Origin of the sequence: Streptomyces sp. NPDC053048 (genome assembly GCF_044547045.1) — a bacterium.
Lineage (GTDB): Bacteria > Actinomycetota > Actinomycetes > Streptomycetales > Streptomycetaceae > Streptomyces.
The window spans coordinates 14,829-40,154 of the sequence record NZ_JBITZS010000016.1; the positions used below are offsets into that span (position 1 = coordinate 14,829).

General features: G+C 70.9%; 26 protein-coding genes. 23 read left to right on the forward strand and 3 right to left on the reverse strand.

Features of this window, described 5'->3' with window-relative positions; all coding sequences use genetic code 11:
* Window positions 1-65: 65 nt before the first annotated feature.
* The 13 genes from ACIG36_RS32100 (at window position 66) to ACIG36_RS32160 (ending at window position 12,772) form a co-directional block, all read left to right on the forward strand.
* Complete coding sequence (locus ACIG36_RS32100; protein WP_399935693.1) at window positions 66-353, forward strand: hypothetical protein; 288 nt, start codon at window positions 66-68, stop codon at window positions 351-353.
* Window positions 350-949 (forward strand): hypothetical protein, encoded by a 600-nt coding sequence (locus tag ACIG36_RS32105; protein ID WP_399935696.1) that lies wholly within the window; start codon window positions 350-352, stop codon window positions 947-949. The genes ACIG36_RS32100 and ACIG36_RS32105 overlap by 4 nt, the downstream gene beginning before the upstream one ends.
* Complete coding sequence (locus ACIG36_RS32110) at window positions 946-2,361, forward strand: hypothetical protein (RefSeq protein ID WP_399935699.1); 1,416 nt, start codon at window positions 946-948, stop codon at window positions 2,359-2,361. The genes ACIG36_RS32105 and ACIG36_RS32110 overlap by 4 nt, the downstream gene beginning before the upstream one ends.
* A gap of 81 nt (window positions 2,362-2,442) precedes the next feature.
* The gene (locus ACIG36_RS32115; protein WP_399935702.1) at window positions 2,443-2,805 is read left to right on the forward strand and encodes a hypothetical protein; all 363 of its coding nucleotides are present in this window, start codon (window positions 2,443-2,445) and stop codon (window positions 2,803-2,805) included.
* Window positions 2,802-4,517, forward strand: coding sequence for a hypothetical protein (locus tag ACIG36_RS32120; protein WP_399935705.1), 1,716 nt, complete (start codon window positions 2,802-2,804; stop codon window positions 4,515-4,517). The genes ACIG36_RS32115 and ACIG36_RS32120 overlap by 4 nt, the downstream gene beginning before the upstream one ends.
* Before the next feature lie 88 nt (window positions 4,518-4,605).
* Window positions 4,606-6,954, forward strand: a complete 2,349-nt coding sequence (locus ACIG36_RS32125) for a hypothetical protein (RefSeq protein WP_399935708.1) — start codon at window positions 4,606-4,608, stop codon at window positions 6,952-6,954.
* 332 nt (window positions 6,955-7,286) lie between these two features.
* A complete protein-coding gene (locus tag ACIG36_RS32130; RefSeq protein WP_399935711.1) occupies window positions 7,287-7,676 on the forward strand; it encodes a hypothetical protein in 390 nt (129 codons plus the stop codon).
* 119 nt (window positions 7,677-7,795) lie between these two features.
* The gene (locus tag ACIG36_RS32135) at window positions 7,796-8,221 is read left to right on the forward strand and encodes an HIT family protein (RefSeq protein ID WP_399935714.1); all 426 of its coding nucleotides are present in this window, start codon (window positions 7,796-7,798) and stop codon (window positions 8,219-8,221) included.
* Window positions 8,222-8,422: 201 nt separating this feature from the next.
* The gene (locus ACIG36_RS32140) at window positions 8,423-8,788 is read left to right on the forward strand and encodes a Pycsar system effector family protein (RefSeq protein WP_399935717.1); all 366 of its coding nucleotides are present in this window, start codon (window positions 8,423-8,425) and stop codon (window positions 8,786-8,788) included.
* Window positions 8,789-8,824: 36 nt separating this feature from the next.
* Entirely contained in the window at window positions 8,825-9,313 is a 489-nt protein-coding gene (locus ACIG36_RS32145) for a hypothetical protein (RefSeq protein ID WP_399935720.1), read from the forward strand.
* A 539-nt stretch (window positions 9,314-9,852) separates the two neighbouring features.
* A complete protein-coding gene (locus ACIG36_RS32150) occupies window positions 9,853-11,004 on the forward strand; it encodes a ParA family protein (protein WP_399935723.1) in 1,152 nt (383 codons plus the stop codon).
* Complete coding sequence (locus ACIG36_RS32155; protein WP_399935726.1) at window positions 11,001-11,963, forward strand: ParB/RepB/Spo0J family partition protein; 963 nt, start codon at window positions 11,001-11,003, stop codon at window positions 11,961-11,963. Before ACIG36_RS32150 ends, ACIG36_RS32155 begins: the two co-directional genes overlap by 4 nt.
* A 221-nt stretch (window positions 11,964-12,184) precedes the next feature.
* The gene (locus ACIG36_RS32160) at window positions 12,185-12,772 is read left to right on the forward strand and encodes a hypothetical protein (RefSeq protein WP_399935729.1); all 588 of its coding nucleotides are present in this window, start codon (window positions 12,185-12,187) and stop codon (window positions 12,770-12,772) included.
* A gap of 70 nt (window positions 12,773-12,842) precedes the next feature.
* Here ACIG36_RS32160 and ACIG36_RS32165 read toward each other — a convergent pair whose 3' ends face one another.
* Complete coding sequence (locus tag ACIG36_RS32165) at window positions 12,843-14,216, reverse strand: hypothetical protein (protein WP_399935732.1); 1,374 nt, start codon at window positions 14,214-14,216, stop codon at window positions 12,843-12,845.
* A 201-nt stretch (window positions 14,217-14,417) separates the two neighbouring features.
* On the opposite strand from ACIG36_RS32165, the gene ACIG36_RS32170 reads away from it, so the two are divergent.
* The 6 genes from ACIG36_RS32170 to ACIG36_RS32195 all read left to right on the forward strand — a co-directional run bounded on the left by ACIG36_RS32170 (window position 14,418) and on the right by ACIG36_RS32195 (window position 18,786).
* Window positions 14,418-14,543, forward strand: coding sequence for a lasso RiPP family leader peptide-containing protein (locus tag ACIG36_RS32170; RefSeq protein ID WP_399935735.1), 126 nt, complete (start codon window positions 14,418-14,420; stop codon window positions 14,541-14,543).
* A 162-nt stretch (window positions 14,544-14,705) separates the two neighbouring features.
* Window positions 14,706-16,538, forward strand: coding sequence for an albusnodin/ikarugamycin family macrolactam cyclase (locus tag ACIG36_RS32175; protein WP_399935738.1), 1,833 nt, complete (start codon window positions 14,706-14,708; stop codon window positions 16,536-16,538).
* Window positions 16,525-16,815, forward strand: coding sequence for a PqqD family peptide modification chaperone (locus tag ACIG36_RS32180; RefSeq protein WP_399935741.1), 291 nt, complete (start codon window positions 16,525-16,527; stop codon window positions 16,813-16,815). The genes ACIG36_RS32175 and ACIG36_RS32180 overlap by 14 nt, the downstream gene beginning before the upstream one ends.
* Before the next feature lie 5 nt (window positions 16,816-16,820).
* A complete protein-coding gene (locus tag ACIG36_RS32185) occupies window positions 16,821-17,234 on the forward strand; it encodes a lasso peptide biosynthesis B2 protein (protein ID WP_399935835.1) in 414 nt (137 codons plus the stop codon).
* Between the two features lie 92 nt (window positions 17,235-17,326).
* Window positions 17,327-18,352 (forward strand): protein-L-isoaspartate O-methyltransferase, encoded by a 1,026-nt coding sequence (locus ACIG36_RS32190; protein ID WP_399935744.1) that lies wholly within the window; start codon window positions 17,327-17,329, stop codon window positions 18,350-18,352.
* Window positions 18,353-18,543: 191 nt separating this feature from the next.
* Window positions 18,544-18,786, forward strand: a complete 243-nt coding sequence (locus ACIG36_RS32195) for a hypothetical protein (protein ID WP_399935747.1) — start codon at window positions 18,544-18,546, stop codon at window positions 18,784-18,786.
* Here the strand turns inward: ACIG36_RS32195 and ACIG36_RS32200 are convergent.
* Entirely contained in the window at window positions 18,783-19,817 is a 1,035-nt protein-coding gene (locus ACIG36_RS32200) for a phosphotransferase (protein WP_399935750.1), read from the reverse strand. The genes ACIG36_RS32195 and ACIG36_RS32200 overlap by 4 nt on opposite strands.
* Window positions 19,818-20,583: 766 nt before the next feature.
* On the opposite strand from ACIG36_RS32200, the gene ACIG36_RS32205 reads away from it, so the two are divergent.
* The 4 genes from ACIG36_RS32205 to ACIG36_RS32220 all read left to right on the forward strand — a co-directional run bounded on the left by ACIG36_RS32205 (window position 20,584) and on the right by ACIG36_RS32220 (window position 23,128).
* Entirely contained in the window at window positions 20,584-21,051 is a 468-nt protein-coding gene (locus tag ACIG36_RS32205; protein ID WP_399935753.1) for a MarR family transcriptional regulator, read from the forward strand.
* Window positions 21,048-21,350 carry a replication initiation protein, RepL2 gene (locus ACIG36_RS32210; protein ID WP_399935756.1) on the forward strand — a complete coding sequence of 101 codons (303 nt, stop codon included), beginning with the start codon at window positions 21,048-21,050 and terminating at the stop codon, window positions 21,348-21,350. Before ACIG36_RS32205 ends, ACIG36_RS32210 begins: the two co-directional genes overlap by 4 nt.
* Before the next feature lie 767 nt (window positions 21,351-22,117).
* Window positions 22,118-22,345, forward strand: coding sequence for a hypothetical protein (locus ACIG36_RS32215; protein WP_399935759.1), 228 nt, complete (start codon window positions 22,118-22,120; stop codon window positions 22,343-22,345).
* A gap of 6 nt (window positions 22,346-22,351) precedes the next feature.
* Window positions 22,352-23,128: a helix-turn-helix domain-containing protein gene (locus ACIG36_RS32220; RefSeq protein ID WP_399935762.1), complete on the forward strand. Its 777-nt coding sequence runs from the start codon at window positions 22,352-22,354 to the stop codon at window positions 23,126-23,128.
* Window positions 23,129-23,218: 90 nt separating this feature from the next.
* Here ACIG36_RS32220 and ACIG36_RS32225 read toward each other — a convergent pair whose 3' ends face one another.
* Entirely contained in the window at window positions 23,219-25,210 is a 1,992-nt protein-coding gene (locus ACIG36_RS32225; protein ID WP_399935765.1) for a hypothetical protein, read from the reverse strand.
* Window positions 25,211-25,326 lie beyond the last annotated feature (116 nt).

Below are 25,326 nucleotides of genomic sequence, written 5' to 3' on the forward strand. Positions count from 1 at the left end.
AACCGCCGGTCGGCGGGCGGCGACGCGGGGAAGAACGGCCTGACCGCCGGATCGGCGGTGGCCCTGTGATCCGCGCCGAATTCACCCGCGTCTGGCGCCGCGTCGTGCGCGGCGCCGATGAGCTGCACCCGGCGGCGCTGGTCGCCCTCGTCGGGGTCCTGCTGGGCCTGGCCTACGGCGTCGGCCTGGTCCTGGAGCCCGCCCTGATCGCGGTCGTCACCGCGCTGGTCGCGGCGGTCAAGGCCGCCGCGGTCCTGGGGGCCGCCGGCCTCGCGGGCCGCTGCGCGGTGCGCGCCGCCTCCCACCACTTCTCCCGCCCCGGCACGCGCAGCCCTAAGGAGGCCCACGCATGATCCGGATCATCCGCGCCCGTCGGCTGGCCGCCCTGACCGTCCAGCGCGACCGCGCCGAGGCCCGCATCCCGGCCGTCCAGCTGCGCCTCGCCGGGATCAAGGCCGACCGCGACCAGCTGCTGCGCGACTTCGACGAGCGCGCCCTGCTCGCCCAGGCCCAGGCGGCCAAGCTGGAGCGCAACCTGCGCGCCGAGGAGCAGCGGGCCGAGTCCCTGGCCGCGCAGCTGAAGCAGGTCCGGGAGGAGCTGGCCACGCTCCGTACGGTCGAGCGCTGGCTCCAGAGCACGGTCGAGCACTACCTCGCCGTGGCGGAGGCGCCGGTGGAGGTCATCGTCCACGACGGTGTTGTCCGCGGCGTCGAGCGGTCACGAGAGGCCGCGGAGCAGGCCGTTCGCCGGTTCGACCCGGCGGTCACCTCCTGGTCGCCGGTCTCGCCGGACAAGGATCTGCGGGCCGGCTGGATTCTTGGCACCCGCCGCCTGCCGGAGCCGCCGCGGCCGCCGCACTACGCGGAACTCCAGGCGCACTACTGGCCCGACGGTACCGAGCCCGAGCAGCAGCCCGAGCCGGTCCGCAAGGAGGTCGCGCGCCGGTGACGACCTACAGCACCGAGACCCCGCCCACTCACAACGGGCACCCGTCGGCCGAACCGCCGTACGGGCAGGTGCCCATCGGCCCGTCGCCGCAGCGCGAGGAGCGGCGTCGGGACCGCAGCACCGAGCGGGCTGAACGCCGCGAAGACCGGCGGCAGGACCGCGAAGAGCGGCGCAAGGACCGCGAGCACCGGCGCCAGATGAAGAGTGACGAGCGCGACGCCAAGCTCGCCCGGAAGCACCAGAAGCGCGAGACCCGGGAGAAGTTCCGAAGTCGCCGTCGCAAGGACCGGCGCGCCGCCTGGCACAACGCCCAGGTCAAGATCGCCCATCACATGCCGCTGTGGGGCCTGCCGGTCGTGGCCGTGTCCCTGATCCTCGGCTGGACTGGGCAGGCGTCGGCGGCCGCCGCCCTCGGGATGGGTATGGGCGCCGTCGGTGTCCCGGTCCTGACCGAGGGCATGACCCTCACCCTGGCGGGGCTGACCGGGGCGGCCATCGAGCAGAAGAGCCCGCACCGGTGGCTGCTGCGGTCGACGGTGATCACCGCCGTCACCGCGGCGGCTATCAACGCGGCCGGGCACCTGATCGAGGACCACTCGGCCGCCGGCGCCTATCGGGCCGGTGCCTACGCCCTCGCCTCGCTGGCCGCCGTGGTTCTGTGGCTGGTGGTGATGCGCTCGAAGAAGGCGGCGCTGTCGAAGCAGTCCGCGGAGGAGGCCGACCGGTGGCGGCGGCTGAGTCGTCGTCACCCGGTCCTCGTCCGGCGCGCCCGGCGGCTGGCCGACAACACCATCGTCTCCATGGATACGGCGTACGAGACGGTGTGGACCCGGGCCAACGGGGCCGCTCCCGACGAGCCGTCGATCCGCGAGATCCGCGCCGCTCGCCGGGCCACGTACCGGCGTTCACTGGCCGAGTCCTGGGACGGCCGGCACCGCTGGATCCGGCGGGGCACACCCTCCGTCGCGGCGGTTCCCGAAGCGGCGGAGGCGGAGCCGGAAACGGTCGTCGAGACCGCGTCCGACGATGCGCTCGAAGAGGTTCCCGCTCCCGTCCTGCCGGTGGCCTTGGTGGTTCCCGGAGCGGATGGAGGGTGGGTGGTGCACCGCGTGCCGGTGCATCCGCTCACCGCTTCCCGCCCGCCTGCGGAAGCGGTTCCCGAAGAGGCCACAACCCGCTTCCCGCAAGGGGAGGACGCGGTTTCGGACCCCGTACGGGAACAGGTCGCCGACGACCGTCTGGAGACGGTCCGGGCCATGGTCGCCGAGGTCCTCGACGCCGGTGGGGACCTGATGAAGGAACCGTCCGCGCGCCGGACGGCCAAGCGTCTGGGATGCAGGCCGGGCACCGCCCGCGCGTTCCTCGCGACCGCGCTCGCCGAGCACGGAATCACCCGGCCCAAGCGCCGCTGACCCCGCCGCTTCCCTCTCCTCGGGACGCGCCCCGCCCCCTGCCGGGGCGCGTCCGGGGACCTTCCCCTCTTTGGAGACTTCGTGTCTGCCCGACTCCTGTCCGCCATCCGTTTCCTGGCCTCCGTCGCCGTCGAGGCCCTGGCGGTGGCCACGCCCCTGACCGCCGGCGGAATCGCCGGTCTGTACGCCCATGGCGACTTCAACCAGGTGCTCCCGGACCTGGTGCCCGTGCCCACCGGACACAGCCTCGGCCTGGCGCTCGGGGTGGCCATGTTCTTCGGTATCGCCGTCGAGGGGCTGACCGGCGCGTGGTTCGCCAGGATCCAGGCCCGCGTCGGCAGCAAGCCCTGGCACACCTGCCCGGTCTGCACCCAGCACATCGAGACCCCTGCCGACGAGTTCTTCCCCGTCCCGGCCCTGCCCCGCCGCAAGGAGGAGCAGTGAGCACCGCAACCACGGACGACCCCGCCCTCGACGAGGACCTCCACGAGGACCCGGACGGCGGCGATGACGGGGCCGACGGGCCCGAGTCCGCGCCGCCGGCCGCCCGTCCCTCCACTCCGACCCCGCACATCCCCGGCGGCATCCCCGCCGTACCGCTGACGGTCATCGGCGCCAACTCCACGGTCGCCGCGGTGTCCGCCGCGGTCGTGACGGCTGGGGCGGCGACGACCGGCCTGGCGGCCGCGGGCCTGGCCGTCACCGCCATGGGGGCCACCGCGCTGACCCGCCGCGCGGCCGCGAAGACCGCCGCGGGCCGGACCGGCGCCACCGGCGGGAAGTCCGCCAGTGGATCGGCCCGCACCCGCACCGGTTCCACCTCCGGCGGTCTCGGCGGCCGCCGCAGTGCGGCCGGCGGCGGCAAAGTACCTCGCGCCCGGAGCGGCTCCGCCTCCGGCTCCCGCAACAGCGGCACCGGCGGCCGCAGCGGTGCCCGCGCGCTGCGGGCCTCCGGCCAGACCGCCCACCGGCGGGCGGCCGCGGCCGGCGCGGCGAAGAACGCCCGGGGAGCACTCGGCGCAGTCAAGGCCGTCCGCGCCGCCCGGCAGGCCGCCGCCCCCACCCGGGCGCAGCGGCGAGCGAAGGACACCGCCGACGCCCGTCGGCTGAGCGACGCCCGGCGGGCGGCCAAGGCCCAGCGCAAGGCCGCACGCCGCGCGGCCAAGGGCAAGGGCACCGGCGGCGGTTCCGGCTCGGGCCGTACCGCGGGCCTGGGCCTGCGGAAGTCCCCGAAGCCCGCCGCCGCTGGAGGCGGCGGGCGGGCGACGCAGGGCAAGAACCAGGGAGGCGGCCGCCGTGGTGCGGCCGCCCGCCGGGACGGCGCTCGGCAGCTGTCGATGCGCGAGCGCGCCCGGCAGGCCCGGCGCCGTGCCCGGGACCGGTTCCGCCGGGCGCAGGACCAGCGCACGGCCTGCCGCCTCTCCCGGCTGCGGGACGTCCGGCGGCGGGCCCGTGCCCGGATGCGGATGTGGCGGCGGCTGACCGCCTCGGCGCTGCGCTGCTACGGCCGCAAGCTCTTGGCCGCCGGCCTGAGCATCCCCTTCTTCGCCATCGGCCTGATCACCCACCCCATCGGCGTCCGGCTCGGCTGGAACTGGCTCCAGTACCTCGGCCCGCGCGTCTACCGGCGCCTGGCCAACGCCGCTGACCGGGCCCGCGCGGAGCGCGACCGCACCATCCGCGACGAGTACGAGACGGCTGTCGAGGCCGCCGCCGAACGCGACGACCACCCCGTGGCGGCGCAGGTCCGCCGCGCCCCTCGCCACCACCTGAGCACAGGAGGTTCCACCAGCATGTCCACCCCCGCCGGCCCCGGGTTCCTGTTCAATGAGTCCGCCGCCGACATGGAAGCCGCGGCGCAGGCGTACGACCCCGACGGCATGATGCACGTCCACGACACCATCCAGGGCTTCCCCGACGCGCTGGATTCGGTGGCCAACACCTTCGCCATCCTCGCGAAGAAGGCCGACGAGGAGTTCCCGCTGGAGCCCGAGGTCGGCGCGGCCCTGGACGACATCTACAAGGCGCTCCAGCAGGCGATCGACCAGGCGGAGGAGGCGTTCAAGGTCTTCTGCGTCGTCCACGAGCAGGACATCAAGCGACACACCGACCCGCGCAACGGGGCCGAAGAGAAGTGGGACACCACCAACAACTAGCCCCCTCTGCCCCGCCGTTCCGCCGGGCCCCGCACACGACGGCGTGTGCGGGGCCCGGCCCCTTCACCCCCTGTAGGAGCTCTGGAAGATGAGCGAGAAGACGATGAGCCGCGACCGCCGCTCCCCCAAGGAACTCACCCGCACGAAGAAGAAGCCGGGCGACGACACCCGGCTGCCCCCGCTGGACTGGGCCCGCGGACACGGGCCGATCACCGGCGCCCTGTCGGCGACCACCGGCGCCGCGGCGGTCGCCCTGCTGGGCACCGCGACCGGGATGCCGGAAGGCTGGCCGCTGGTCATCGGCGCGGCCGGCGCGCTCGGCCACGGCATCGGCCACAGCGTCCGCCGCAAGCTGACCGTACGGTCCGTCGTCACCCGCGCCGCCTCGTGGCTGGTAGCCGGCGGCTGGACGACCTGGGCCATGGCCCACGGCCCGCTGTCCTGGGCGGCGGCCGGTTCCCTGGCCGCACTCGGCGTGGGCACCTGGGCCGCCGCCTCGCACACCGCCGCCTGGGAAGAGATCGTCGAGGAAGAGCGGTTCTCCGCCGCCGCCCAGGCCGCGGCCGCCGAACTCGACTCCAAGCGCCGCGTCATCGCCCGCGAGTGGCAGGACCGCATCAAGCGCGTCGCTGCCGTCGACGTCAAGGTCATCGCGGTGGAGTTCTGGGAGACCGGCGCCGGCTACTCCCTGGAGGCTGAGCTGCCCGGCGGCGGCGTGACCTGGGACCGCATCGGCGCCCGCTCCCGCGCCCTGGCCGCCGACGCCCGCCTGCCGCTCGGCTGCACCGTCCGCGTCGAGGAGGGCGAGGCCCAGGGCCTGGTCGTGCTCGACGTCATGACCCGCAACATCATGCGCGACGAGGTGCTGTACCCGGAGGACTACAGCCCCCTGTCCCTCCTCACCGGCATCCCGTGGGGCCTGCGACCCACCGGGGAAGAGATCGCCGTCTTCCTGCGCGAGGCGTGCGCCCTGATCCTCGGCCCGCCCGGATCCGGCAAGTCCACGTTCATGGACGTGATCATCGCGGGCTTCGCCCGCTGCGTCGACGTCGTCACCTGGGTGATCGACCTCAAGCAGGGCGCGGTCGGCATCCCTTGGGTGACGCCGTGGCTGGAGGCCCGCGGGCTGATCGAGCCGGACGACCCGGACGACAAGGCGCCCGCCGACACCCGGCCGGGCATCGACTGGCTCGCCTCCACCCCCAAGGAAGCGATCCGGATGCTCAAGGCCGCTCTGCGCATCAACAAGGCCCGCCAGCTGCACTACCAGAAACTGATGCGGAAGGCGGACACCACCCTCCTGCCCATCTCGCCGGACCTGCCGCAGATCGAGATCCTCATCGACGAGGGCGCCGAGATCCTGGCCCACGCCAACAACCGGCGCGAGCCGGAAAAGCGAGAGCTCGCCGAGCTCATCCGGGAGGGCATGCGCACCACCCGCGCGATGGGCATCCGCAAGGTGCTCACCGCCGTGGACGGCAACGTCTCCACCATCGGCGACACCGTCGTCAAGCGGTTCAGCCCCGTCTCGGCGGCGCTGACCTCCGGCGAGAACAGCGGCCACAACGTCGGCAAGCTCTTCCCGCGGGCCCGCATCGACACCTCCCAGCTCAACGAGAAGGGCGCCGGCATCATCGCCGACAGCGGCGCCAACGGCTTCGCCGCCACCGAGTTCAAGGGCTGGAAGTCGCAGCCGTCGATGGTCCGCAAGGTCGTCCTCGCCACCAACGGCCGCCGCATCGAGCTGGACGACATCTCGGCGCAGGCCGCCGGGGACGACTACCGCGACCGCTGGAGCCCCGAACGCGCGGGCTGGCTCGCCGCCGCCGCCAACGCCGCACGCCTCGGCGAAGACCCTGAGGACAGCGAGACCTCGGCGACAGCCACGACCACCACCATCCTCGACCGGACCGAGCCCCCCGCGGCGCCCGACACCCGCCGCCGCTCGCTGGGGTTGTCGTACGAGCGGAAGGGCACCGATGACCCCGACGTCCTCGCCGCACAGCTCATGGCAGAGATCGACAAGCGCTTCGGCACCACCGAGGAACCCGAGCGCCCCGCCCCCGGCCGGCCTGATCCGGGCGACGGCGGCAACGGGGACGACAAGACCGGCGGCCGCCCCCGCTCCCTGGGCCTGTCCTACGAGCGCAAGGCCCCCGACCACCAGCCGCCGGCGGACGCGACCCCGCACGAGGAAACCGCCGACCCAACGCCGCCCACCACCCCCGCGGCGGAAGGGCCCGACTGGCTGCCCCAGGCCCTGGAAGCGATCCAGGCCGCCAGCTCGGCGGGCATGAAGGTCGGCCAGATCGCCGGACTAGTCAAGCGTGACCGCAAGACCGTCCGCCAGGCACTGCAAGACGCCGTCGCCCGCGGACAGCTCGTCTACCGCGAGAACGGACCCCAGTCGGTCTACCTCCACCCCGACTACGCCTGACCGTCACCCACAGCTACTGAGTAGTGGGTAATGGGGCACACCCCACTACCCACTACCGGCCCCTACACCCTCGAAATGGGCTTCCACCTGGGTATTTAGTGGAGACCCCAGTACCCACCACCCACCCCACTACCCAGTACGGACACAGAACGTGACCCACATGTGAGCGGTCGCCACGACGCTCACCCCGGCCTCCAAGGACACCGGTGGACACCACCCGCGACCCCATCACCGTCCTCGTCGCACGTCGACGAGGACGAGGAGGGAGCCGTCTTCCCCGGCGCGTCAGGCGGATGTCGAGGTCCGGGCGGACGACAGCGTAGGCCGGGCTCATGACGGGGCCGGTGCCGGCCGCCCAGCTCGACGACGTGGACCTGATCGCCGTGTCCATCGCAGGCGAATCGTGGGCTGACGTCTACGCCGCGACCCTGGCGAGCCGCGCGAAGGCCGACATCAGCGGCGTGATGATCGCGGGCGGTATCGCCTCCCTGCCCGTCGGCGGCTCCGCAGCCCTCATGCTCTACGCCCTCGGCCAGGTCGACCCGGTCACCCTCGCCATCGCCGCCGGAGCCCCCATCGCCCTCAGCGCCCTCGCCCGCGGCCTCAAGAACACGCACACCGAACACCACCACCACACCGGCACGGTCTTCCAGGACCACAGCAACGTCATCAACCACTCCCGCGGCCTGATCACCCGCACCCACAACCACCTGCGCCGTTAACCGCTCAACTGCGTGCAAGTTGACGGGCTATCCACAACTTGGCCATCGCCGTGACACCTACGTGCCCCATGCCCCACCCATGAAGACCGGGACAGGTCCTGAGCGAAGGAGTTGCCCGCATGACCACTCTCGATTGCGTTTTCTGCGACGTAGCCGCCGGTACCGGCCCGGCCACCGTCGTGCGCCAGTGGGACGATGCCCTCGCGATCGTTCCTCTCGGCCCCGTCACCCCCGGGCACGTCCTGGTGATCCCGCGCCAGCACGTTTCCGACGCCACCGTCTCGCCCGTCGTCACAGCCGCCACCATGCTGCGTGCCGCAGAGCTCGCCCGGGACATAGGCGGCGACTTGAACATCATCACCAGCAAGGGCGCGTCCGCGACACAAACGGTCTACCACCTGCACATACACCTCGTGCCGCGCAGGGCCGACGACAGGCTGCCGCTCCCGTGGACACCCCAGCACCTCGCCACTGGCTGCTGGACCACCACGACCGATGCCGCGCACCTCGCCGACCCGACTCCGCATGAGGGCCTGCCGCATTGACCGGCCTCGACACCGAAAACGCTGACACCGGCCCGTCTCGGTATCGCGGGCGTCAGCACGACCGCCGACTGCGCTCCCTGGAACTGGACCACCACCACGGAAGGATTCCGATGACCCACAGCACCACCGACGCCCGGGCTGGACATCGCCGCCACGAACGTCCTCGCCGAGATCAGCCGCACCGACACCAAGGCTGGCATATTGCTCAGCGCGTTCTCGCTTCCGCTCGCCGCGCTCGTCGCCTCCGTCCCCGGCAACCCCTTACCGACCACCCCCGCCGTTCTGGTCGGCATCGGCGCCATCGGCCTGGTCACCGCCATGCTCGTCGTCCTTCTCGTTATCCGCCCCCGCCTCGGCGCCGGCGCCCGCGGCAACTTCCTCCACTGGGCCAACTGCACACCCGAGACCCTCATGGCCGATCTGCAAAACCCCGGCGACCGCGCTGCGGACGTCATCCGCCTCTCACAGATCGCCCGCCGCAAGTACCTGGGCCTGCGCATCGCCGGCGACATCACCGGTGCTGCCCTGATCGCCCTCGCCGCCGCCCTGCTCACCGCGCTCAGCTGACCCGCGACTCACCACGACCGAACGGAGACGAACGGCATGGCCTATCTCGAGGACCTGGCCAAAGCCAAGCGCGCTGGCCGCGCGTGGACATGCAGCTGCGGCGCAGACAACCCCGCGCACTACGACGCGTGTCACGACTGCCAGACCCCATCCTGGACCTGTGCCGCCTGTGGCACAGTCAGCCCCCAGCAGCAAGACGCCTGTATTGAATGCGACTGCACCACCGCCAGCGAAGCAATCGGCGACCGGGAAGAAGGCTTCGACCTGACCTACGAAGAGTGGGTCACGAAGCAGATCGGCCCGCGCCGGGTCGGCGGCCGCTACGACTACGGAAACGCCGACTCTGAGTACGAGGTCCTCGCCATCGAACGCGGCCCGCGCCCAACCTGGCCTACGTGGCAGATCACCGCGCGCGGAGCCGACGGCCAGGTAAGGGAGCACCACACGGGCTGGGATGCCCGCCGGGACCGCATCATCACCGAGGCGCCCGCCGACACCCAGGGTGCACCGGATCAGACCCAATAGCGTCCGCCGCGCAGCTGGTCCCCGCATGGCCGTGCTGCGCGGCGGCGAAGACCTGGCGGCCTCTGAGTAGGACAAGGCCCCGTCGCTCCCGGTCCAGACCGGGAGCGACGGGGCCTTTTGCTTTGTGTGTCTACCCGTCTACTGAGACACGTTCCAGGAAAGGCCCGTTCAGCTTGGTGAGCTGCCCATGTGTGAGGTGTTGCGCGAGACTGTCGGTGATCTCTTGGGGGCTGCCCAACGCGATCTTCATCTTTCGCACGGGCTCTGGACGCTTCTGCTTGGGTACCGCAGTTGCTTCGGAAGTCTTGCTCGGTTTGTTGTCCGCGGACAACGGCTTCGGTTGGTCAGCATCACCTGTGACGGTTGCTGATGGCTCCGCTGATCCGCTGGCCGGGTCGTTGTTGTCCGTGGACTGCGTTCACCCGTGCGCCGGAGGAGCGGTCGCATTATTACGCCGTAATGAAGGGCGGGATGGGTGACGAGTGTGCGTGTGCGGGCTGGATGCTGGAATCAGCCATGAAAGTAAGTAAGGTGACGCCATGGCATCTCCTTACCCCAGCGGAGACCGGGAAAAGGTAGCGTCGAAGCTGCCTGGCTCGCTCCGCCAAGAGCTCAAGATCCGCGCGGCGGAACTCTGCATCGACATCCAGGATGCGGTCACGGAAGCGATCAAGGCGTGGCAGGCCGATGACGGCGTCACTCCGGTCGTGGATACGACCGGAGCCGAGTCTTACAGCACCTGGCTTCCCGCCGGGCTGTATGACGAGTTCAAGGCGACTTGCCATGCTCGCGACATCTCCTACACCCAGGGCCTGGCACAGTCTGTTCGGCGCTGGCTGGACGAGAGCGCTGGGCATGGTGGAGAGGCTGTAGCCGGTGTGCCCCAGCGCAAGATTGTTGCCAATCAGAAGGGTGGTGTCGGGAAGACCGCAGTTTCGGCCGGGATCGCCCAAGCCTACGCAGAAGAAGGCAAGCGCGTTCTCCTGGTCGACTACGACCCTCAAGGGCACCTCAGCGAACAGTTGGGCATCGAGCAGATCCAACCCGGCCAGGACAGCCTCGTCGCCCACATGTGCGCCGAAGGCAAGGGCGACCTCCGGGACCTCCTTGTCGTGGTCGAAGGCGAACGCTTCGGTAAGCGCTTGCAGGTACTCCCTGCCTGCTTTGACGGATTCCTCCTGGATGCGCGCATCGCAACGAACAACCGCATCCGCCGCCGGGAAACGACTCTCGAACGTGCTCTGGAGCCCCTGGAGCAGGACTTCGACGTCATCGTCATCGACTGCCCCCCAAGCCTCGGTATCGCCATGGACGCGGCCATCTACTACGGCCGCCGCAGGAAGAACGAGAAGGCCGGCGTCTCCGGTGTCATCATTCCGGTCCTCGCCGAGGACAGCTCAGCGACCGCCTACGTCATGCTCACCGACCAGATCGAGTCTTTGAAGGAAGACCTCGAACTGGACCTGGAGTACCTCGGTCTCGTCGTCAACCTCTACGACAGCCGCCGCGGATACGTCGCCACATCCTCCCTGGACCAGTGGAAGAGCCTCGTGGATCCGCCGGTGCTGGCGGTAATCGGCGACCTCAAGGAACAGCGCGAGGCGGTACGTCAGCAGAAGCCTCTGCTGGACTACGCACCGCTCAGCGGACAGGCCGAAGCAATGCGACAGATCGCGAGGGCCACGTCGTGACCAAAGCCGACACGATGGGTGCCAGCTCAGCCTTCAGCCGAGCTGGCACTGCACGAAGTGCCCGTGGGCGAGCCATCGACGAAGCACTTACCAGCAGCGCTCCCACTGAGCTTGCGCTTCACCTGCTCGGGCACAACCCACAGAACCCTCGAGAAGCGCTCGGTGACGTATCTGACCTCGCAGCCAGCCTTCGGGACCATGGGCAGAAACAAGCTGTCGGGATCATGACGCGGGACGCCTTCCTTCGGGCCAATCCGGAGCTGGAGGAGTCTCTCGAACCGCGGTGCATGTACATCGTCATCGACGGGAACCGGCGTCTCGCCGCCGCGCAGGAAGCTGGACTTGGATCGCTCAAGGTCACTCTGGACGACGAGTTCGGCGGCGACAGCGATGAGATCCTGGAGTCCGCCCTCGTCGCCAACATCCATCGTCAGGCCTTTGAACCTCTCGATGAGGCACGGGCGCTTGAACAACTCCTCAAGGTCCACCAGACACAAGAGGCCCTTGCCGCCAGACTTCACCGGTCCCAGGGGTGGGTGTCCCAACGCCTCGCGCTCCTCAGCCTGACCCCGAAGCTTCAGAAGCGTCTTGAGCAAGGAGCCGAGCCGGTCGTGCTCCTCCGCAAGGTCGGACGAAAGAAGCCCGAGGTCCAGGAAGCTGAGCTGGAAGCGCTCAAACAGCAGCAAGCACAGCGGCAAGCAGAACGAGCGGCAAAGAAGGCAAAGAAGAAGGACACCGGGTCGACGAAGCAGCAGGTGTCAGGGGAGAACAAGCCCACCCCGCCTAGCCCGGAGGGCAACACCCGCTTGCAGGGACAGACGAAACAGGATGAGGGCAACACTGGCGGTGCCGTGTCGCTGCCCTGGCACGACCCGACAGCCATACTGCGTATCCTCCGCGAGCACATGTCCGCTGCAGACTTCGAGATCTTGGTCAAGGAGGGTCTAGAACTGCTCTGACTTGCTGTGCTGTGCCCGTCACTGATGCCCGCTCCCTGATGGGGGCGGGCATCAGTGCTTCGGCCTGACTATTACGCCGTAATAATGCGCACCTTGACGTCGATCGCGACGACCCAGGCGGGGGCCAACAGTGCGGGCACCGAGGAGCCTGTCGCGACGGACCGGGGCTCTGGCTATGTGCCGCCCGAGCCGGTGCCGGCGATGCACCCCCGCTTGCACGCGTGCCGGACAAGGGCCGCCGGGCCGAGGCGCTGCTGCAGCGACTGCGTCACCGTGTCGGAGACGAGCGCTGGAACCGGTGGCCGGCTGACTGCCGTGAGGCGTTCGGCGCCGCGATGACGGACATGACCGCGAATCCGGACGGCACGTTGTCCTTCGGCGCGGACACACCCGTCCCGGCCTGGGTACGCCGGGAGTTCGACGGGCGGATGCACCGGTCGCAGTGCCCGAGCCTGGCTCTGGCCAGTACCTGGGAACCCCGCGACTGGGCGGGGCTGCTGGCCGCCCACCCCGAGATGCGGCTGACCAACCACTACTACGACACGCCTCCGGGCCCGCAAGCGATCCTGGCCGCGCACGAGCTGCTGCGCGAGCGCGGGCTTGAGCCGTGGCTCGACGTCGAGCTGGAGCTGACCCTGGTCGGCGGCCAGATCGTGCCCGAGGTGGGCACCGGCGCCCTCTACACCCCGTACCCGCTTTCGGGTGAAGTGCAGGCCGAGGTGTCCGCGCTGCTGGGCGACGGTGCTGCGCTCGTGCTTGACACCCCGACCCCTCGTGGCGAAGGCATGAACGGCTGGGAGTGGTGGTGAGCCTCCGAGGCAGAGGCCGGGCGAACTGGATGGAGGCCGCGTTCCTTTGTCGTGGTGGTCGGCGGCGCGGTCAGGCGCTGGCGAGGAAGTCGGCGGCGCGCTCGTCGAGTTCGGTGGCCGACCGTACGCCGCGGGCGCGGAAGCGGGCGAGGTCGCGACGCATGCTGGTGACGGCCTTGCGGGTGCGGACGGAGCGGATGCCGTCCATGTGGTCGAGGGCGCGGCTCCAGGTGGCGCATGCCTGCTCGATCTGGCCGCGCTTGAGCTGCATCTCGGCGCCGGCCACCAGGTCGAGGGCGACGATCCGCGCGTAGGTTCCGGCGGGGCGGGAGGCGGCGGCGCGGGCGTACTGCTCGGCGGCGGCCCGGTGGTCGCGAAGCGTCTCGTAGACCTTGGCGGTGCGCGAGTACACCGAGGCGGCCGGTGGTCCCCAGGCCAGGGCCCAGAAGGGCACTTCGTCGCCGGGGGAGGCGGTCAGCAGGTGGCGGGCCTGCTGGGCCTCGGCGAGCGCGGCCTTTGGCTGCCCGGCTTTGGCCAGGGTGTGGGCGTGGACGACGCGGAAGAGGGATTCGGTCTGCGCGTCGACCTTGCCCTTGGCGCGGTTCAGTCCGGTCTCGGCGAGGCCCTGGCAGTGCTCGGGCCGGTGGAGCTTGAGCCCTTGCATGGCCATCGTGCGCATGACGAACCCGTCGTGGCCGGTGATGCCGGATTCGACGGCGAGCGCGTAGGACTGAAGGTAGTACCGCTGGGCGAGCCCTTGCTGGCCTGCGTCGTAGGACTTCCAGCCGAGGAGGTGGACGCCTCGGGAGGCGGCGGAGAGCATGTGCTGGCGGATCTCTTCGGTGCGGAAGCGGCCCCGGCACAGTGGGGCGACGTCGTCGCGCAGGTACTGCACGAGGGCGCTGCGGCCGTGCTGTCCGCCGTGGCGTTCGTCCATCTCGGAGAAGACGCGGACCATGTCGCGCACGGCGGCGACCTCGGCCATGCCGACGATCTGGCCGGTGCGGGCGGCGGCCGTACGGTCGGCGATCTCCTGGATGTAGGACAGCGGCAGGGCCGCGGCGGCCACCGAATATGCGGAGGTGGTCAGGAAGCGGCGCCGGTCCAACTCGAACCTCCACATCGGCAGCAGGGCGTCGATCGGGTCCGCCCCGAGCGACAGGCCGATGCTGTCATCCTCTGGGCCGTCCTCGTCCGCCAGTCCGAGGTCGTGGAGGGTCAGCAGTCGGCCGAGTCGCCGGGAGAGGGCCACGGCGAGGTAGCGGCCGGTGTCGCCGGCGGGCGTGACGCCGGCGAGCCAGTGCTCGACGGTGGACTTGTTGGTCCGTAAGACGGTGCCGCACTCGGCGGCCACCGCGCGGACCGCCTTGGCCAGGGCCGCGTATGTCAGGCCGGATTCGGCGACGAGGTCCCGCAGCTGGTGGTTCGGCGTGCGCGTGGTCATGAGCACCTGCCCGTATACCCGATATACCGCTTGCCCTGCCCGCCACCGTACCGCCGGGCGGACCACGCGGGTTGACTGTTCATCAGGCCGGTCGGCCAGGGCTCGAGCGGCTTCCCGGGCCCATGCCACGTGGCCGTGCACCGCCCGTCCACCGGCGCCCGCTTCCGGGCGAGGGGACGGAAAGACCTGGAGGTTTCGATCATGGAGCAGACCACCACCCCCGTGTACTCCGCGCCTGTCGTCCTGGACGCCGGGGATGTCACTGAGGTGACGCTGGGGACGGAGAACTTCGACACCGCCGACGACACCCAGTACAAGAACGCCTGAACCATCGCTTGGCCCGGGGCCGGAGGGGTTGAGCGCCACGGCCGGCGCCGGGTGTGAGCGGGCGCTGGGCTGCGAGGGTCGTGCTGGCGCACGGCCGCAAGCGGCCCGGCGCCCGCTCCTTTTCCGACCACCGGAGTGATCTTCGAGGAGAGCGGGCGGCTGATGCGGTGGAGTACGGGTTGGTACGGAGGAAGCGGGCACGACCGGCGGCCGAGGAGCGGCCAGCCGGTGCCCGGACTGGGGGCGGCATGGACGGTTGGCTGGCCCGCCGGCCGGGTCCGGACGGCAAGCTCCGGACCGCTGGTGTTGGCGGTGGTCGGCGACTGCGGCGCCGATGACCAGCAGCTTGGGCGGGCGCTGGAGTGGGTACGGGCGAAGGACTGGCGGGCACTGACCCGCTGGCCTGGCTCCTACCTGGCCATCGCCCGCAGCGGCGAGGTACTGGCGGTGATCGGTGACCTGGCCGGTCAGCACCCGGTGTACTGGCGGCCCGAGGCCGCTGGAACATGGTGGTCCACGTCGGCCGGGGCACTGGCCGCCCTGGACGGGGCGCCGGTCGATCCGACCGCGCTGGCCGCCCATCTGGCGCTCGGACAGCCGGACGCGCTCGGGCAGCGGAGCCTGTTCCGCACGGTGAGCCGGGTGCCGACCGGGCACCTGCTGCTGATCACCCCCGAGCAGACCACTGCCGTGCGCTATGAGCCGGCCGACGCCGAGCCGGTGAGCCTGCGCGATGCCGCCCCGATCGTGCGGGCTGCGCTCGCCGAGGCGGTTGCCGTCCGGCTCGGCGACCAGCCGGTCAGCGCGGATCTGGCGGGGCTGGACTCCACCACGCTGGCCTGCCTCGCGGCCAGGAGCGGGCCGGTGGCCGCGGTGACGTTCGCCGACGAACGCCTGCGTGATGACGACCTGGCGTACGCGGTGCGCACTGCGGCCACGGTGCGGGGCCTCGCTCACCATACGGTGTCCGGAAGCCCTCAGACCGTGTACTACGCGGGCCTGGAGGACCTGTCGTCGCTTCCGGCCACTGATGCCCCGAACGCGTACGTGGTCACGGCCTCCATCAAGCGGGCCGTCCTGGACACGGTCGCCGGACAGCAGCCCGGGGGCGTGCACTTCACGGGTGCGGCCGGGGACGCGGTGCTGTCCGCGCCGTCCGCCTACCTGTCCGACCTGATGCGGACCCGGCAGCACCTCCGGGCTTTCCAGCACGCCCAGGCGCATGCCCGGCTGCGGCACACCTCAGCGTGGACCGTGCTCCGCCGGGCCCGCCCCGCCTCGCGCACCGACTTGCCGGGGGCCTGGCGCCAGCTGGCCGCCGTGCTGCGGCAGGCGCCGCGGGAGTGGGTGCCGCAGGCCCAGCGGCCGGTCGCCTGGACGCCGTTGCTGGCCACGGCAGACTGGATGAGCCCCGACGTGCGCGGTTCTCTCGCGAACGCTCTGGATGCGGCGGCCGACCGCAGCGCCGGGGCGCCCCAGCTCCTGGCGGCGTGGGCCGACCGGCAGGACCTCGCGCGGGTCGGGGCGGATACCAACGGGTGGCGCGAGATCGCGCTGGCCGGGCACGGCGTTGAGATCGCAGCCCCGTTTCTGGACAACGAGGTCATCCGGGCGTGCCTCGCTGTCCTGGCCGATGAGCGCGGTGCCCCGGGCCGTTACAAGCCCCTGCTGGCCGAGGCCTTCACCGGCACCGGCGTGCTGCCGGACTTCGTGCTGTCCCGGACGACGAAGGGCGGCTTTAACGCGCTCGCCTACGCGGGCCTGACCCAGCAGGCTCCCGTCCTTGCCGACTTGCTCGGTGCCTCCTCCCGGCTGGCTGCCGCTGGCCTGGTCGGCCACGCGCCGGTGGCGGGAATGCTGGCCCGCGCAGCGACGGGACATCCCACTGCCCAGGGCGCCCTGCACTTGGCCGTGGCCGCCGAGGTGTGGCTGCGGCAACTCGAAGCCGCCGATTCCCGTTCGTGGTGGGAGGTGAGTGCTCGTGCGACTGCGTGAGAGCGCCCACGCGGTGCTCACCGACGAGGGCGGCGCCATCCTCGACGAGTGCACCGGGCGCTGGACGCACCTGACGCCGACCGCGTCCGCCGCGCTCCTGCTGCTGCTCGCCGGCACCACGCAGGAGCAGGCCGCCAGCCGCTTCGCCGAGCGGTACGGCATCGGCGCCGAGCAGGCCGTCCGTGACGTGCGTACGGTCGCCGACACGCTCGCCGCCCAGGGCCTGGCCGCTGTCGAACCGGCGCCTTCACGTCGCAGGTGGAGGTGGTGGCGGTGACCAGCATGGAGGCGTACTCCACCGTCCGCACCGGCACGTATCCCGAGCGCCTGGCAGCGGCTGCGGGCCTCGCCCTGGCGCTGGTTCTACTGCGGCTGCCTTTCCGCCACACCGTCCACGCCGCCCGCCTCGCCCGGCGGATCGGACGACGCCCGCTCGACGCCGCGCGGGCCGAGGCGCTGGTCGGCGCGGTGCGGCACACCGGCCGGCTGTGGCCGGGACGTGCCGCCTGCATGGAGACCTCGCTGGGCGCCGTACTTGCCGCGGCCCTGCTCGGCCGCCGCCTGGAGTGGTGCCTGGGCGTGCGGTTCGCACCGCCGCCGGTGGAGTACCACGCCTGGGCCGAACTGCCCGGTGGCGGGCCGGTCGGCGAGTACACCGCCAGCGGCTGGCACCACCACGCCGCCCTCACGATCTGACCCCGGTCTGCGTTACCGGGCGCCGTGTCCTTCACCCGCCCGGAGCAGTTGACCGAATGCGCGTACCCGCACCCCTCTAAGGAGTGAACCCGTTGAACGCCGTCGCCCTGGCCACCGAGTCCGTCCCTGAGCGCCACTACACCCATCACGAAGGTCGCGGGCCGACGCCGCACCGCTCCAACCCGGCGGTCATCCACCGGGAGCTGACCACCCTGGACGTCCACCCCGGCCACAAGGTCGCCGAATACGGAACCGGCTCGGGGCTGTCCGGCGCCCTGCTCGCCCAGCTGGTGGGCCCGACCGGCTCGGTGACCAGCCTGGACATCGACGACTTCCTGGTGCGCTGGGCCAACCTCATCCACCACGAACGCGGCGTCGACAACGTCCGCTGCCACACGGCGGACGGCACGGCCGGCTTCGCCGAGGGGGCCCCGTACGACCGGATGGTGGCCTGGTGCACCCCGCCGCTGCTGCCCAAGGCGTGGGTGGACCAGGTCATCGACGGCGGCCTGATCGTCGCCCCGCTGCCGATCGCGGCGGTACCCAACATGACGGTCGTCGCGAAGATCCGCGTGAACGGCGGGGAGCCGGTCGTGGAGGCGGTGTTCACCGGTGGGTACATCGAGGCGACCGCCTCGCCCAAGGGCGACCTGGACCTGCCCGGCCGCTGGGTGGACTGGGAGAGGCGCGTCCCCGCCCTCTCCTGGATCTCCATCGCCTGGCGCAGGGACGACGACCCGCTGCACACCGGCGCCCGCACCGCGCTCAGCCGGCTGCTGAAGGACAGGCACACCGAGCCCTACAACGGCCGGGAGGTCGACTGGCCGTCCTGGCGCACGTTCGCGGCCGCCCTGGGCGATCACCGGCTGACGATGGCCGGACTGAGCCCGGACCTGTGGGCGATCGGCCACACCACGACGACCACGGCCGCCGTCATCCAGCAGGACGGCACGATCGTCGCCGACCGGTCCGACTCCCCGTCGCTGAACGTCCTGCGTGGCTGGCTGAAGCAGTGGGAGGACGCCGGACGGCCCGCGCCCGAGACCTACACCCCGGCCCTGATCCGCGCGGACAGCAACCACGGTGCGGAAGGCTGGCACCTACGGCTGTCCCGGTAGCCGTAGGTGCGCTCGGCGGCGTGACCTGGCAGCGCCCAACGTGTTGCACACCACGGCCCGTGCAACACCCTGTCCCTTGGGCGGCTGACGGCCCTGACCCCGCCCGGCGCCAGGGCCGTTGTCGTGTGCCCAGCATCACCGCTTGCTTCCGCGCCCTCGCCTCCCAAGGCCACGCCGCTATCGTTGGCATGATGCCGCCCGGTGCTGACATCCCCGTTCCCGGCCGTCTTCTGCGTCATGGCTGGACGTTGGCCGGCACCGTCATGGGGTCCGTACGCACCCTCGCCGACATCCCCCGCTACACCAGGCTGTTGCAGAGCCAGCACCTGCGCGCCGAGCCCCTGGTCACCTCGGTGCTCCCCCTGAAGCAGATCGACGAGGCTCTCCAGCGGGCGGAGGACCGCCACGGCGCCCGCACGCTGGTCTCCTTCTAGGCGGCGAAAGCCTGCTGCACCTCGTCCAGGTGGTCCGTCCACCAGTCGAAGAACCGGGAGGCCGAGAGGAACAGGTGGTCGCAGGAGTGATCACCACGGTCGTAGTGGACCTCCAGGTGCCAGTAGTCGCACATCCGCTTCCACCACAACCGGTGCACCGCATCCGCGAGCTCGCCGCCACCGACCTGCACCACCGACCGGTACCCGCGCACGAAGGACGACAGCAGACCCAGGTCCAGGTCACCCTCCTCCCGGCCGAACAGGAGGGTGGCCGACCGGGCCACCTCTTCACCCAACGGCCGCACACGGATCCGGTCCCAGTCCAACACCGCCCGCACCGCGCCATCGAGCCACAGCACGTTGAGGTGCTGGAAGTCCCCGTGGGTCCAGCCATGGCGGCCGGCCGCGACATCGCCGGTCGGCCGCTGCCCGGCGTACTTGCCCAGCAGGGTCTTCCGCTGCTCCAGGAACTCCGTCACATGCCCCGCAAAGGCCGATGAATCATCCGAGGCGAGCCTCAGGAAGCGGTCGGCCTCCACCACGGCCTGCTCAGCCCGCGGGACGGAGACGGTCATCGTCTCCGGCGGGGACGGCAACACGGCCGGGACCAGTCCGGCCAACGCCACGTGGATGCGACCGAGCTCGCACCCCAGAGCACGGGCCTGCTCGGCGGTCAGATCGACACCCCGAATGTGGGCACCGTCCACCCACGGGAACAACGCGTAGCTGTGCCCGGCGATCTGGGCGAGCACGTCGCCTTCCGCCGTCCGCACAGCAGGGCAGACCCGAACCCCCCGCGTCCCGAGCTCAGACACCACGCCCAGGTTCCGGCGAGCGAGCGACGGCGTGACGTCGACGATGCACTTCAGCACGAACTCGCCGCGGTCCGTGCGCAGACGCCAGTTCCGGTTCATCAACCCGTCAGCCAGGTACTGCACCGCACGGACTTCGCCCAGCCTGTACGCCTCTTGCGCCTGCCGCAGGTCCGCTTCCGTCAAGACCGGCCCGGCGCATACTGCATGCTCGACCACCCCCGCAGAGTAGAGGCAGGAAGACTTCCGTGGGGCCGCTTCAAGGCACCTCGCCCCACCCGGCTACCCCAAGCCACGTCGAGGGCGAGAAGTCGTGTTGCATAGCGGCGTCAGCACCCGTAGCGCCCGGCCCTTGTGCGGCTTCCCGCGTTCCGCGGGCGTCCCCAGGCTTGCGTGGTCTCGGTGGGCTGGGGCCAGTGGGCACGGGCGATGACAACGGTGCTGAAGAGCGGTGGGACTGGCCGTGACGTGGAACCTGTATGGCGTGGCTGCTGCCGGTGGGTGGTTCGCCTGGCCGGACCTGTGGCTGATGTGGGTGGCAGGTTGAGGCCGGCCGGACGGCTCCTGTACCTCCGCACGCCGGACCCCGGCATCCCCGGGACGGGGCTTCCGTTCTGTGGCCGGGGTATCAAGCGCGGTACGGGGCTGAGGTGGCGAGGGGGAGGCGACACGCCGATTCGGGGGGCGGTCCGGTGACGGATGCCGAGAGCACGGTGGGCGGCTGCCCCGCTTCCTGTATGCACACAGACAGAACCATGGCGAGATGCCTTCTGAGCTGCGGTTTTCGGTGGGGTGATCCAGTTCCTAGGATCGGATATGCAGATCGAGGGACCTGGATATTCCGCTCCTGCGGTCCGGATATCCGGACTCCATGAGCGGCAAGCATGTCCCATGAGTACATGTCGTGGAAGTTCAGGGATCCGGACGCGCGCTACGGTGTGCATGCACTCATAGGACATGCCGCACGACGAGCGGAGAGATCCGTATGGCGCGCCCTGCACAGCAGCCGCGAGGCAACGAGCCCGGCACTCCGCCACGCGTTCGTTTCGGCTACATCTCCGGCTACAGCACCGTCGACAACACGAGGCTGGAGGCGCTGGCGGCCATCCCCAAGGAGAAGGGCGGGCTCACCGACCGGGAGTTCCGCGTCCTCCAGTGGTACGTCGGGGCGACGCCCGGGCCGGACCAGCCGGTCATGAAGACCACGGCGCAGATCGCGGAGAGACTCGGCACGAGCCCGGATGCCCTCGGCCGGATTGTCCGCAAGCTCGTCAAGCGCCGGCTGCTGTTCTTCGTCGAGGAGTTCGGCCGTCAGCGCTTCTACAAGGTCTCGCCGTACTTCGCGAGCCAGCAGGAAGCGTTCGAGCAGCGCACGACCATCAAGTCCTACAACCCGCCGGACATCCCAGGACTCCCGGGCGCGACCCGGCCCGTGAAGGGGGAACTCGCATGAACAGCGGCGACCTGGCGGCCACGGTGCTGCGCCGCTCGCGGAAGCTCAAGCCAAACCAGCGGCTTCTGCTCCAGCTGTATGCGACGGCGCATAAGGCGCCCAACGGGGCGGTCCAGAAGACTGCCGCGGTCCTGGCGGAGGAGCTCGGATGGACCCCCACCCTCTTCTCCCGGGTCCGCAAGGACCTGGCCAAGGAGGGGTGGCTCGAAGAGGTCGACCGCATCTCCAACAGCCCGATCTACCGCCTGGGCGAGCTGTCCACCGGCGAGCGCCGGGTCGTCCCGCTGCGCTCGGCCTGATCCGTTTTCCTGCCCCAGCGCAAGTGATGGTGGGGCACGGCCGATGACGGCTGTGCCCCACCATGTTGTCCGGTAGGCGGTAAGAGCCTGCCGGTAATCCTTCAGCAGGACGGAACCTCGGAACCCCCTGGCCTTACGGCTTTCAGAGTTGCCGGGGACGTCCGGCCGACGAGGCCCGCAGTGGTGCCCGTGCCAGGGGCGGCCCGCAGGACCTCACGGTGTTGATCAGTCGCCAAGCCTGATCAACGGTTCTTGCGATCCCCTCGTGAATCGGTTTGAGTCAGCACTCGCGGGGGCCTTGGTGAGTCAGATACCAACTAACGCCACCAAGTTGATAAGGACTATCCCGGCAACGAACGGCATCGTGAAGCAAGAAAACCGGGACACAGGGTGAGCTAACTCTCGGCCCGTATCCGTTCGTGCAGGTCAGCCCCCACTTTGGCCCGCAGGCCGTCAAACAGGCGCCCTCTTGGACGGTACTTGAGCCAATCTGTGAACGGCTACGCGATACGCGTGGGGCCTGCGACGCTTTGTGATTACGGAACCGCGCACGAGGCGCCGCCAAGCACCTCGCGGTTCCGCCGTTCGAGCCACGACCGCGTACGAGGTGCCGCCAAGCACCTCGCGGTCCCCAGCTCGGTGAGTCAGCACCAGGTAGCCGGCGGCGGCCCACCCAGGCCGCCGCCCGGCCCGTCCCTCGGGGGTTCCCGTTGCAGCACACCGACCAGACACCCACCTCACCCGCCCCTTCGGCTGGCCGTTTCGGTATGCCGCATGCTCTCGTGCTCGTGGCCTACCTCGCTGCGGCCGTCATCCTCAGCCTCGCCGCCCGCATGCCGGTGCGTGACGTCGTCATCCTCCTGGGCGGCGCTGGCATCGTCGGCGTCACCGTCCTGCTGGCCGCCAGCGTGAAGGGAGGGAGGAGCACAGGCGGGAGACGAAGGCTGCTTCGGCGGCTGCTGACCGCCGCCCTGACCAACGGCTCGGGGAGCTGAGGCCCCATGCCCCGACCCGAAAAGCCCATCGATCACGCGGTGCCGGAGGTCGGCGAGCTCGCCGCCTACCTCCGCGCCCAGCGCGCCGCGTCCGGCCGGACCTACGCCGAGCTCGCCGAAGGCGCCCTGTGCTCGCAGGCCACCCTCAAGCGCGCCGCGTCGGGCGGCGTCCGCCCGCCGGACTGGGAGACGGTACGCCAGTACCTGCACCTGTGCGGCCACGGCGACATCAACGAAGCCCGCGCCCTGTACGAGCGAGCCCAGGACGCGGCGACGGCCACCGCACGCGACGCCCGCCGCACCACCGTGGTGCCCAAGCCCCAGTTCGTCCGCGACCTCGGCGACCTCAGCGGCGCCCTGCGCGACGCCTACCGCCGCGCAGGTAGCCCCTCCGTCCGCGAAATGGAACGGCACGCCGGTCCCGGACGGCTGCCTCACAGCACCGCACACGCCATCATCAGAGCCCGAACGGTCCCGAAGTACGTGCTCTCCTACATCGCCTTCCTGGAAGCCTGCGAGATCACCGGCCGCGCCCTGATCCCGTGGTTCGCTGCCTGGGTCAAGGTGTACGGAGTCGGCCGCATTCCGCCCGTCATCATCCCCGCCACGGCAGGGGAGGAACTCTTCATCGTGTGGGTGATCACGACAGGACAGGCCCGCCCCGTGGCCGATGAGGCCGACGCGGAGCTCGCGTCTGTCAGCGTCGTCAACGGCCAGCAGCGGCTCAGCAGCCTCCGCAGTTTCCTCAAGCCTGAGGTAGGCGGGATGGAGGTCGCTGCCTGACCACCCTGGGGTACCGGCTGGCCCCTTGGCGCGGGACGCGGGTGCACCGGCGGCGAAAGTAGCCCCGGGGATACGCGCGTCGGCAGCGGGTTACACGGGGAAGGGGCCGTCGCGTTGGGACAGCACGGTGGGCTGGGCGGTCTGCTCGAGGATCGCGCGCCGCCACGCTGTGCGGCTGGGGTAGTGGGCGGGGTCCAGGCGCTGGGGGTTGGCGCGCCATTCCGCCAGGTGCTGGGCTACGGCGTTGAGCACGGCGTTCGGTGGGTCCGCGGCTTCCGGGATGGCGGTCTGGTGCAGTGTGCGGACGACGGCCTGGACGGGCTCGTAGCGCAGCAGGAGCGAGGTCTCCTGGTTGTCGATGCCGTGCCCGAGCGCTGTGATCGCTTCCTGTGCCGCTTCTTGATCGGCCTCGGCTGGGGGCAGGGCCTCGAGCAGCCAGCGCAGCAGTGCTTCCGCCTCGGCAGCGTTCAGTCGTACTCCGTCACCGGAGAAGGTCTGGTGGAAGATGCGCAGGAGCACGTCCAGGCGGCGGGGCTTGGCCCGGCGGTCGTACAGGCAGTGCGTGCACAACCAGCCCATCCGGGCGAACCGGCGCCCGGCCGGCGCGTGGAGCCGACCGACCATATCGCCTTCTCCCACCGGGCTGGTGCACAGGTTGCAGGTCGACTCCGCCCGAGCCGGCCGGATGCGCATCGGCTCGGGCATGCCTCCCGGCACCACCTCCGCCTGGGCGGCGCGCAGATGCTCGCGGTAGGACGCCGGGGCCTGCACCCACGCCTGAGCGTGCAAGATCCCTTCACGCAGCTGCTCGTCGCCCGCCTCGCTGCGCCTCTCCACGCCCATCACGTCGTTGAGCCAGAGCTGCAGCAGCGGGATCCGTTCGCCGGTGGCCGCGGCGAGCGGCCCAACCCACTGGCTGAGCACTTGGTTCAGTTCCTTGCCGTGCAGTGCCTCGAGCTCCTCCTCGGACAGCACAGGACGGTGGCCGGTCCCCGTCTGCGGGAGCTGCGACGGATCGGCGATCCACCGGTCCACCAGCGTCAGGGCCTGCGCCAGCTGCTCCATCGACGCCTCACCCCGGTGCCGCACCCGCGTGGCGCGGTTGAGCAGGGTGTTGATCTCGCGTGCCGACCGCCGGGCGGCGCGCCCGGCCTCAGCGGCCTTGTCGTTGAGCACCTGCCGGGCCCGGACGTAGGTCAGCAGCGGGAGAGGCTCGCACGTCCGGCACGCCGCACCGGCCGTAGCGGACGGCCGCCGGCCGCACTGGATGCACACGAAGCCCGGGCATTCCCCGCACAGGGCATCCGCGTCCTCGGCCGCCCCGTCCACGTACGCGTCATCGGGGAGCTCGGCGCGCAGCTGCTCGCCGACTGACCGGCATTGCTGCGTACAGCGCTCCGTGGCGAGGTTGGCGCCCTCCTGGCACGCCAGGGCTTCGCGGGTGACTGTCAGCCCGGACGGCTGCGGGGCGGTGCCGAGGTGCTCGTGCGCGGCAGCGAGGTAGGCGGCGAGCAACCGCCCGTCGGCGGCGTTCGCGACCTTGTGGCGCACGCGGTCGTCGATGCACCCACACGGCAGCCGCTCCGCGTACCCCCAGAAGGTGGCGCCGAACATCCCGCACTCCGGGCACAGGGTCCACCGGTAGGGAAAGTCGCCCTCGGAGTACATGCCCAGGTCGTGACGGTGCCACGGGCCGTCGTCGATGCGCTCCTGGGACCGGGCGTACCCGTCGGGGATCCCGCCCAGGCACAGCAGGGCATGGCCCTGCCACGCTTCATCAACCTCGAACGGCGCCGGATCGGTGAACTGCTCGTCGTCGCAGTCCCTCCACGGATCCCAGACGCAGCCCTGGTTGCTGACGGCCGCGGCGAACCGTGCCCACCACGGCGGGGGAGTGTCCGCTTCGCAGACGAACCACAGGCGCTCGCGCGGGAGCCAGAAGGCCGGCGTGCACACGGTGCTGTCGGGGGCCTGAAAGGTCTCCGGCTCGTAGACGTATGGCACGTCGAGGTGATCGAAAAACACCGACCAGCGGGCGTTGAGCTCGGTACGGAACCTCGCCGTGATCACCTCGTGCACCATGAGCGCTCCCTGCCGAGCCCGTCGTCGCCTGGCAGCCCACGATGGCCCCGTCCGCGGGACCAGTCCGGCCGTGGCCACCGGTTCGGCCTACCGGCTTCGCTCCGTCGGGCGATACT

Excerpts from the sequence above, each read along its gene's own strand:
- ACIG36_RS32105 (WP_399935696.1), top strand. The coding sequence starts at position 350 with ATGATCCGGATCATCCGCGCCCGTCGGCTGGCCGCCCTGACCGTCCAG.
- ACIG36_RS32125 (WP_399935708.1), top strand. The coding sequence starts at position 4,606 with ATGAGCGAGAAGACGATGAGCCGCGACCGCCGCTCCCCCAAGGAACTC.
- ACIG36_RS32130 (WP_399935711.1), top strand. The coding sequence starts at position 7,287 with ATGACGGGGCCGGTGCCGGCCGCCCAGCTCGACGACGTGGACCTGATC.
- ACIG36_RS32135 (WP_399935714.1), top strand. The coding sequence starts at position 7,796 with ATGACCACTCTCGATTGCGTTTTCTGCGACGTAGCCGCCGGTACCGGC.
- ACIG36_RS32145 (WP_399935720.1), top strand. The coding sequence starts at position 8,825 with ATGGCCTATCTCGAGGACCTGGCCAAAGCCAAGCGCGCTGGCCGCGCG.
- ACIG36_RS32150 (WP_399935723.1), top strand. The coding sequence starts at position 9,853 with ATGGCATCTCCTTACCCCAGCGGAGACCGGGAAAAGGTAGCGTCGAAG.
- ACIG36_RS32165 (WP_399935732.1), bottom strand. The coding sequence starts at position 14,216 with ATGACCACGCGCACGCCGAACCACCAGCTGCGGGACCTCGTCGCCGAA.
- ACIG36_RS32170 (WP_399935735.1), top strand. The coding sequence starts at position 14,418 with ATGGAGCAGACCACCACCCCCGTGTACTCCGCGCCTGTCGTCCTGGAC.
- ACIG36_RS32175 (WP_399935738.1), top strand. The coding sequence starts at position 14,706 with ATGCGGTGGAGTACGGGTTGGTACGGAGGAAGCGGGCACGACCGGCGG.
- ACIG36_RS32185 (WP_399935835.1), top strand. The coding sequence starts at position 16,821 with ATGGAGGCGTACTCCACCGTCCGCACCGGCACGTATCCCGAGCGCCTG.
- ACIG36_RS32195 (WP_399935747.1), top strand. The coding sequence starts at position 18,544 with ATGCCGCCCGGTGCTGACATCCCCGTTCCCGGCCGTCTTCTGCGTCAT.
- ACIG36_RS32205 (WP_399935753.1), top strand. The coding sequence starts at position 20,584 with ATGGCGCGCCCTGCACAGCAGCCGCGAGGCAACGAGCCCGGCACTCCG.
- ACIG36_RS32210 (WP_399935756.1), top strand. The coding sequence starts at position 21,048 with ATGAACAGCGGCGACCTGGCGGCCACGGTGCTGCGCCGCTCGCGGAAG.
- ACIG36_RS32215 (WP_399935759.1), top strand. The coding sequence starts at position 22,118 with ATGCCGCATGCTCTCGTGCTCGTGGCCTACCTCGCTGCGGCCGTCATC.
- ACIG36_RS32220 (WP_399935762.1), top strand. The coding sequence starts at position 22,352 with ATGCCCCGACCCGAAAAGCCCATCGATCACGCGGTGCCGGAGGTCGGC.
- ACIG36_RS32225 (WP_399935765.1), bottom strand. The coding sequence starts at position 25,210 with ATGGTGCACGAGGTGATCACGGCGAGGTTCCGTACCGAGCTCAACGCC.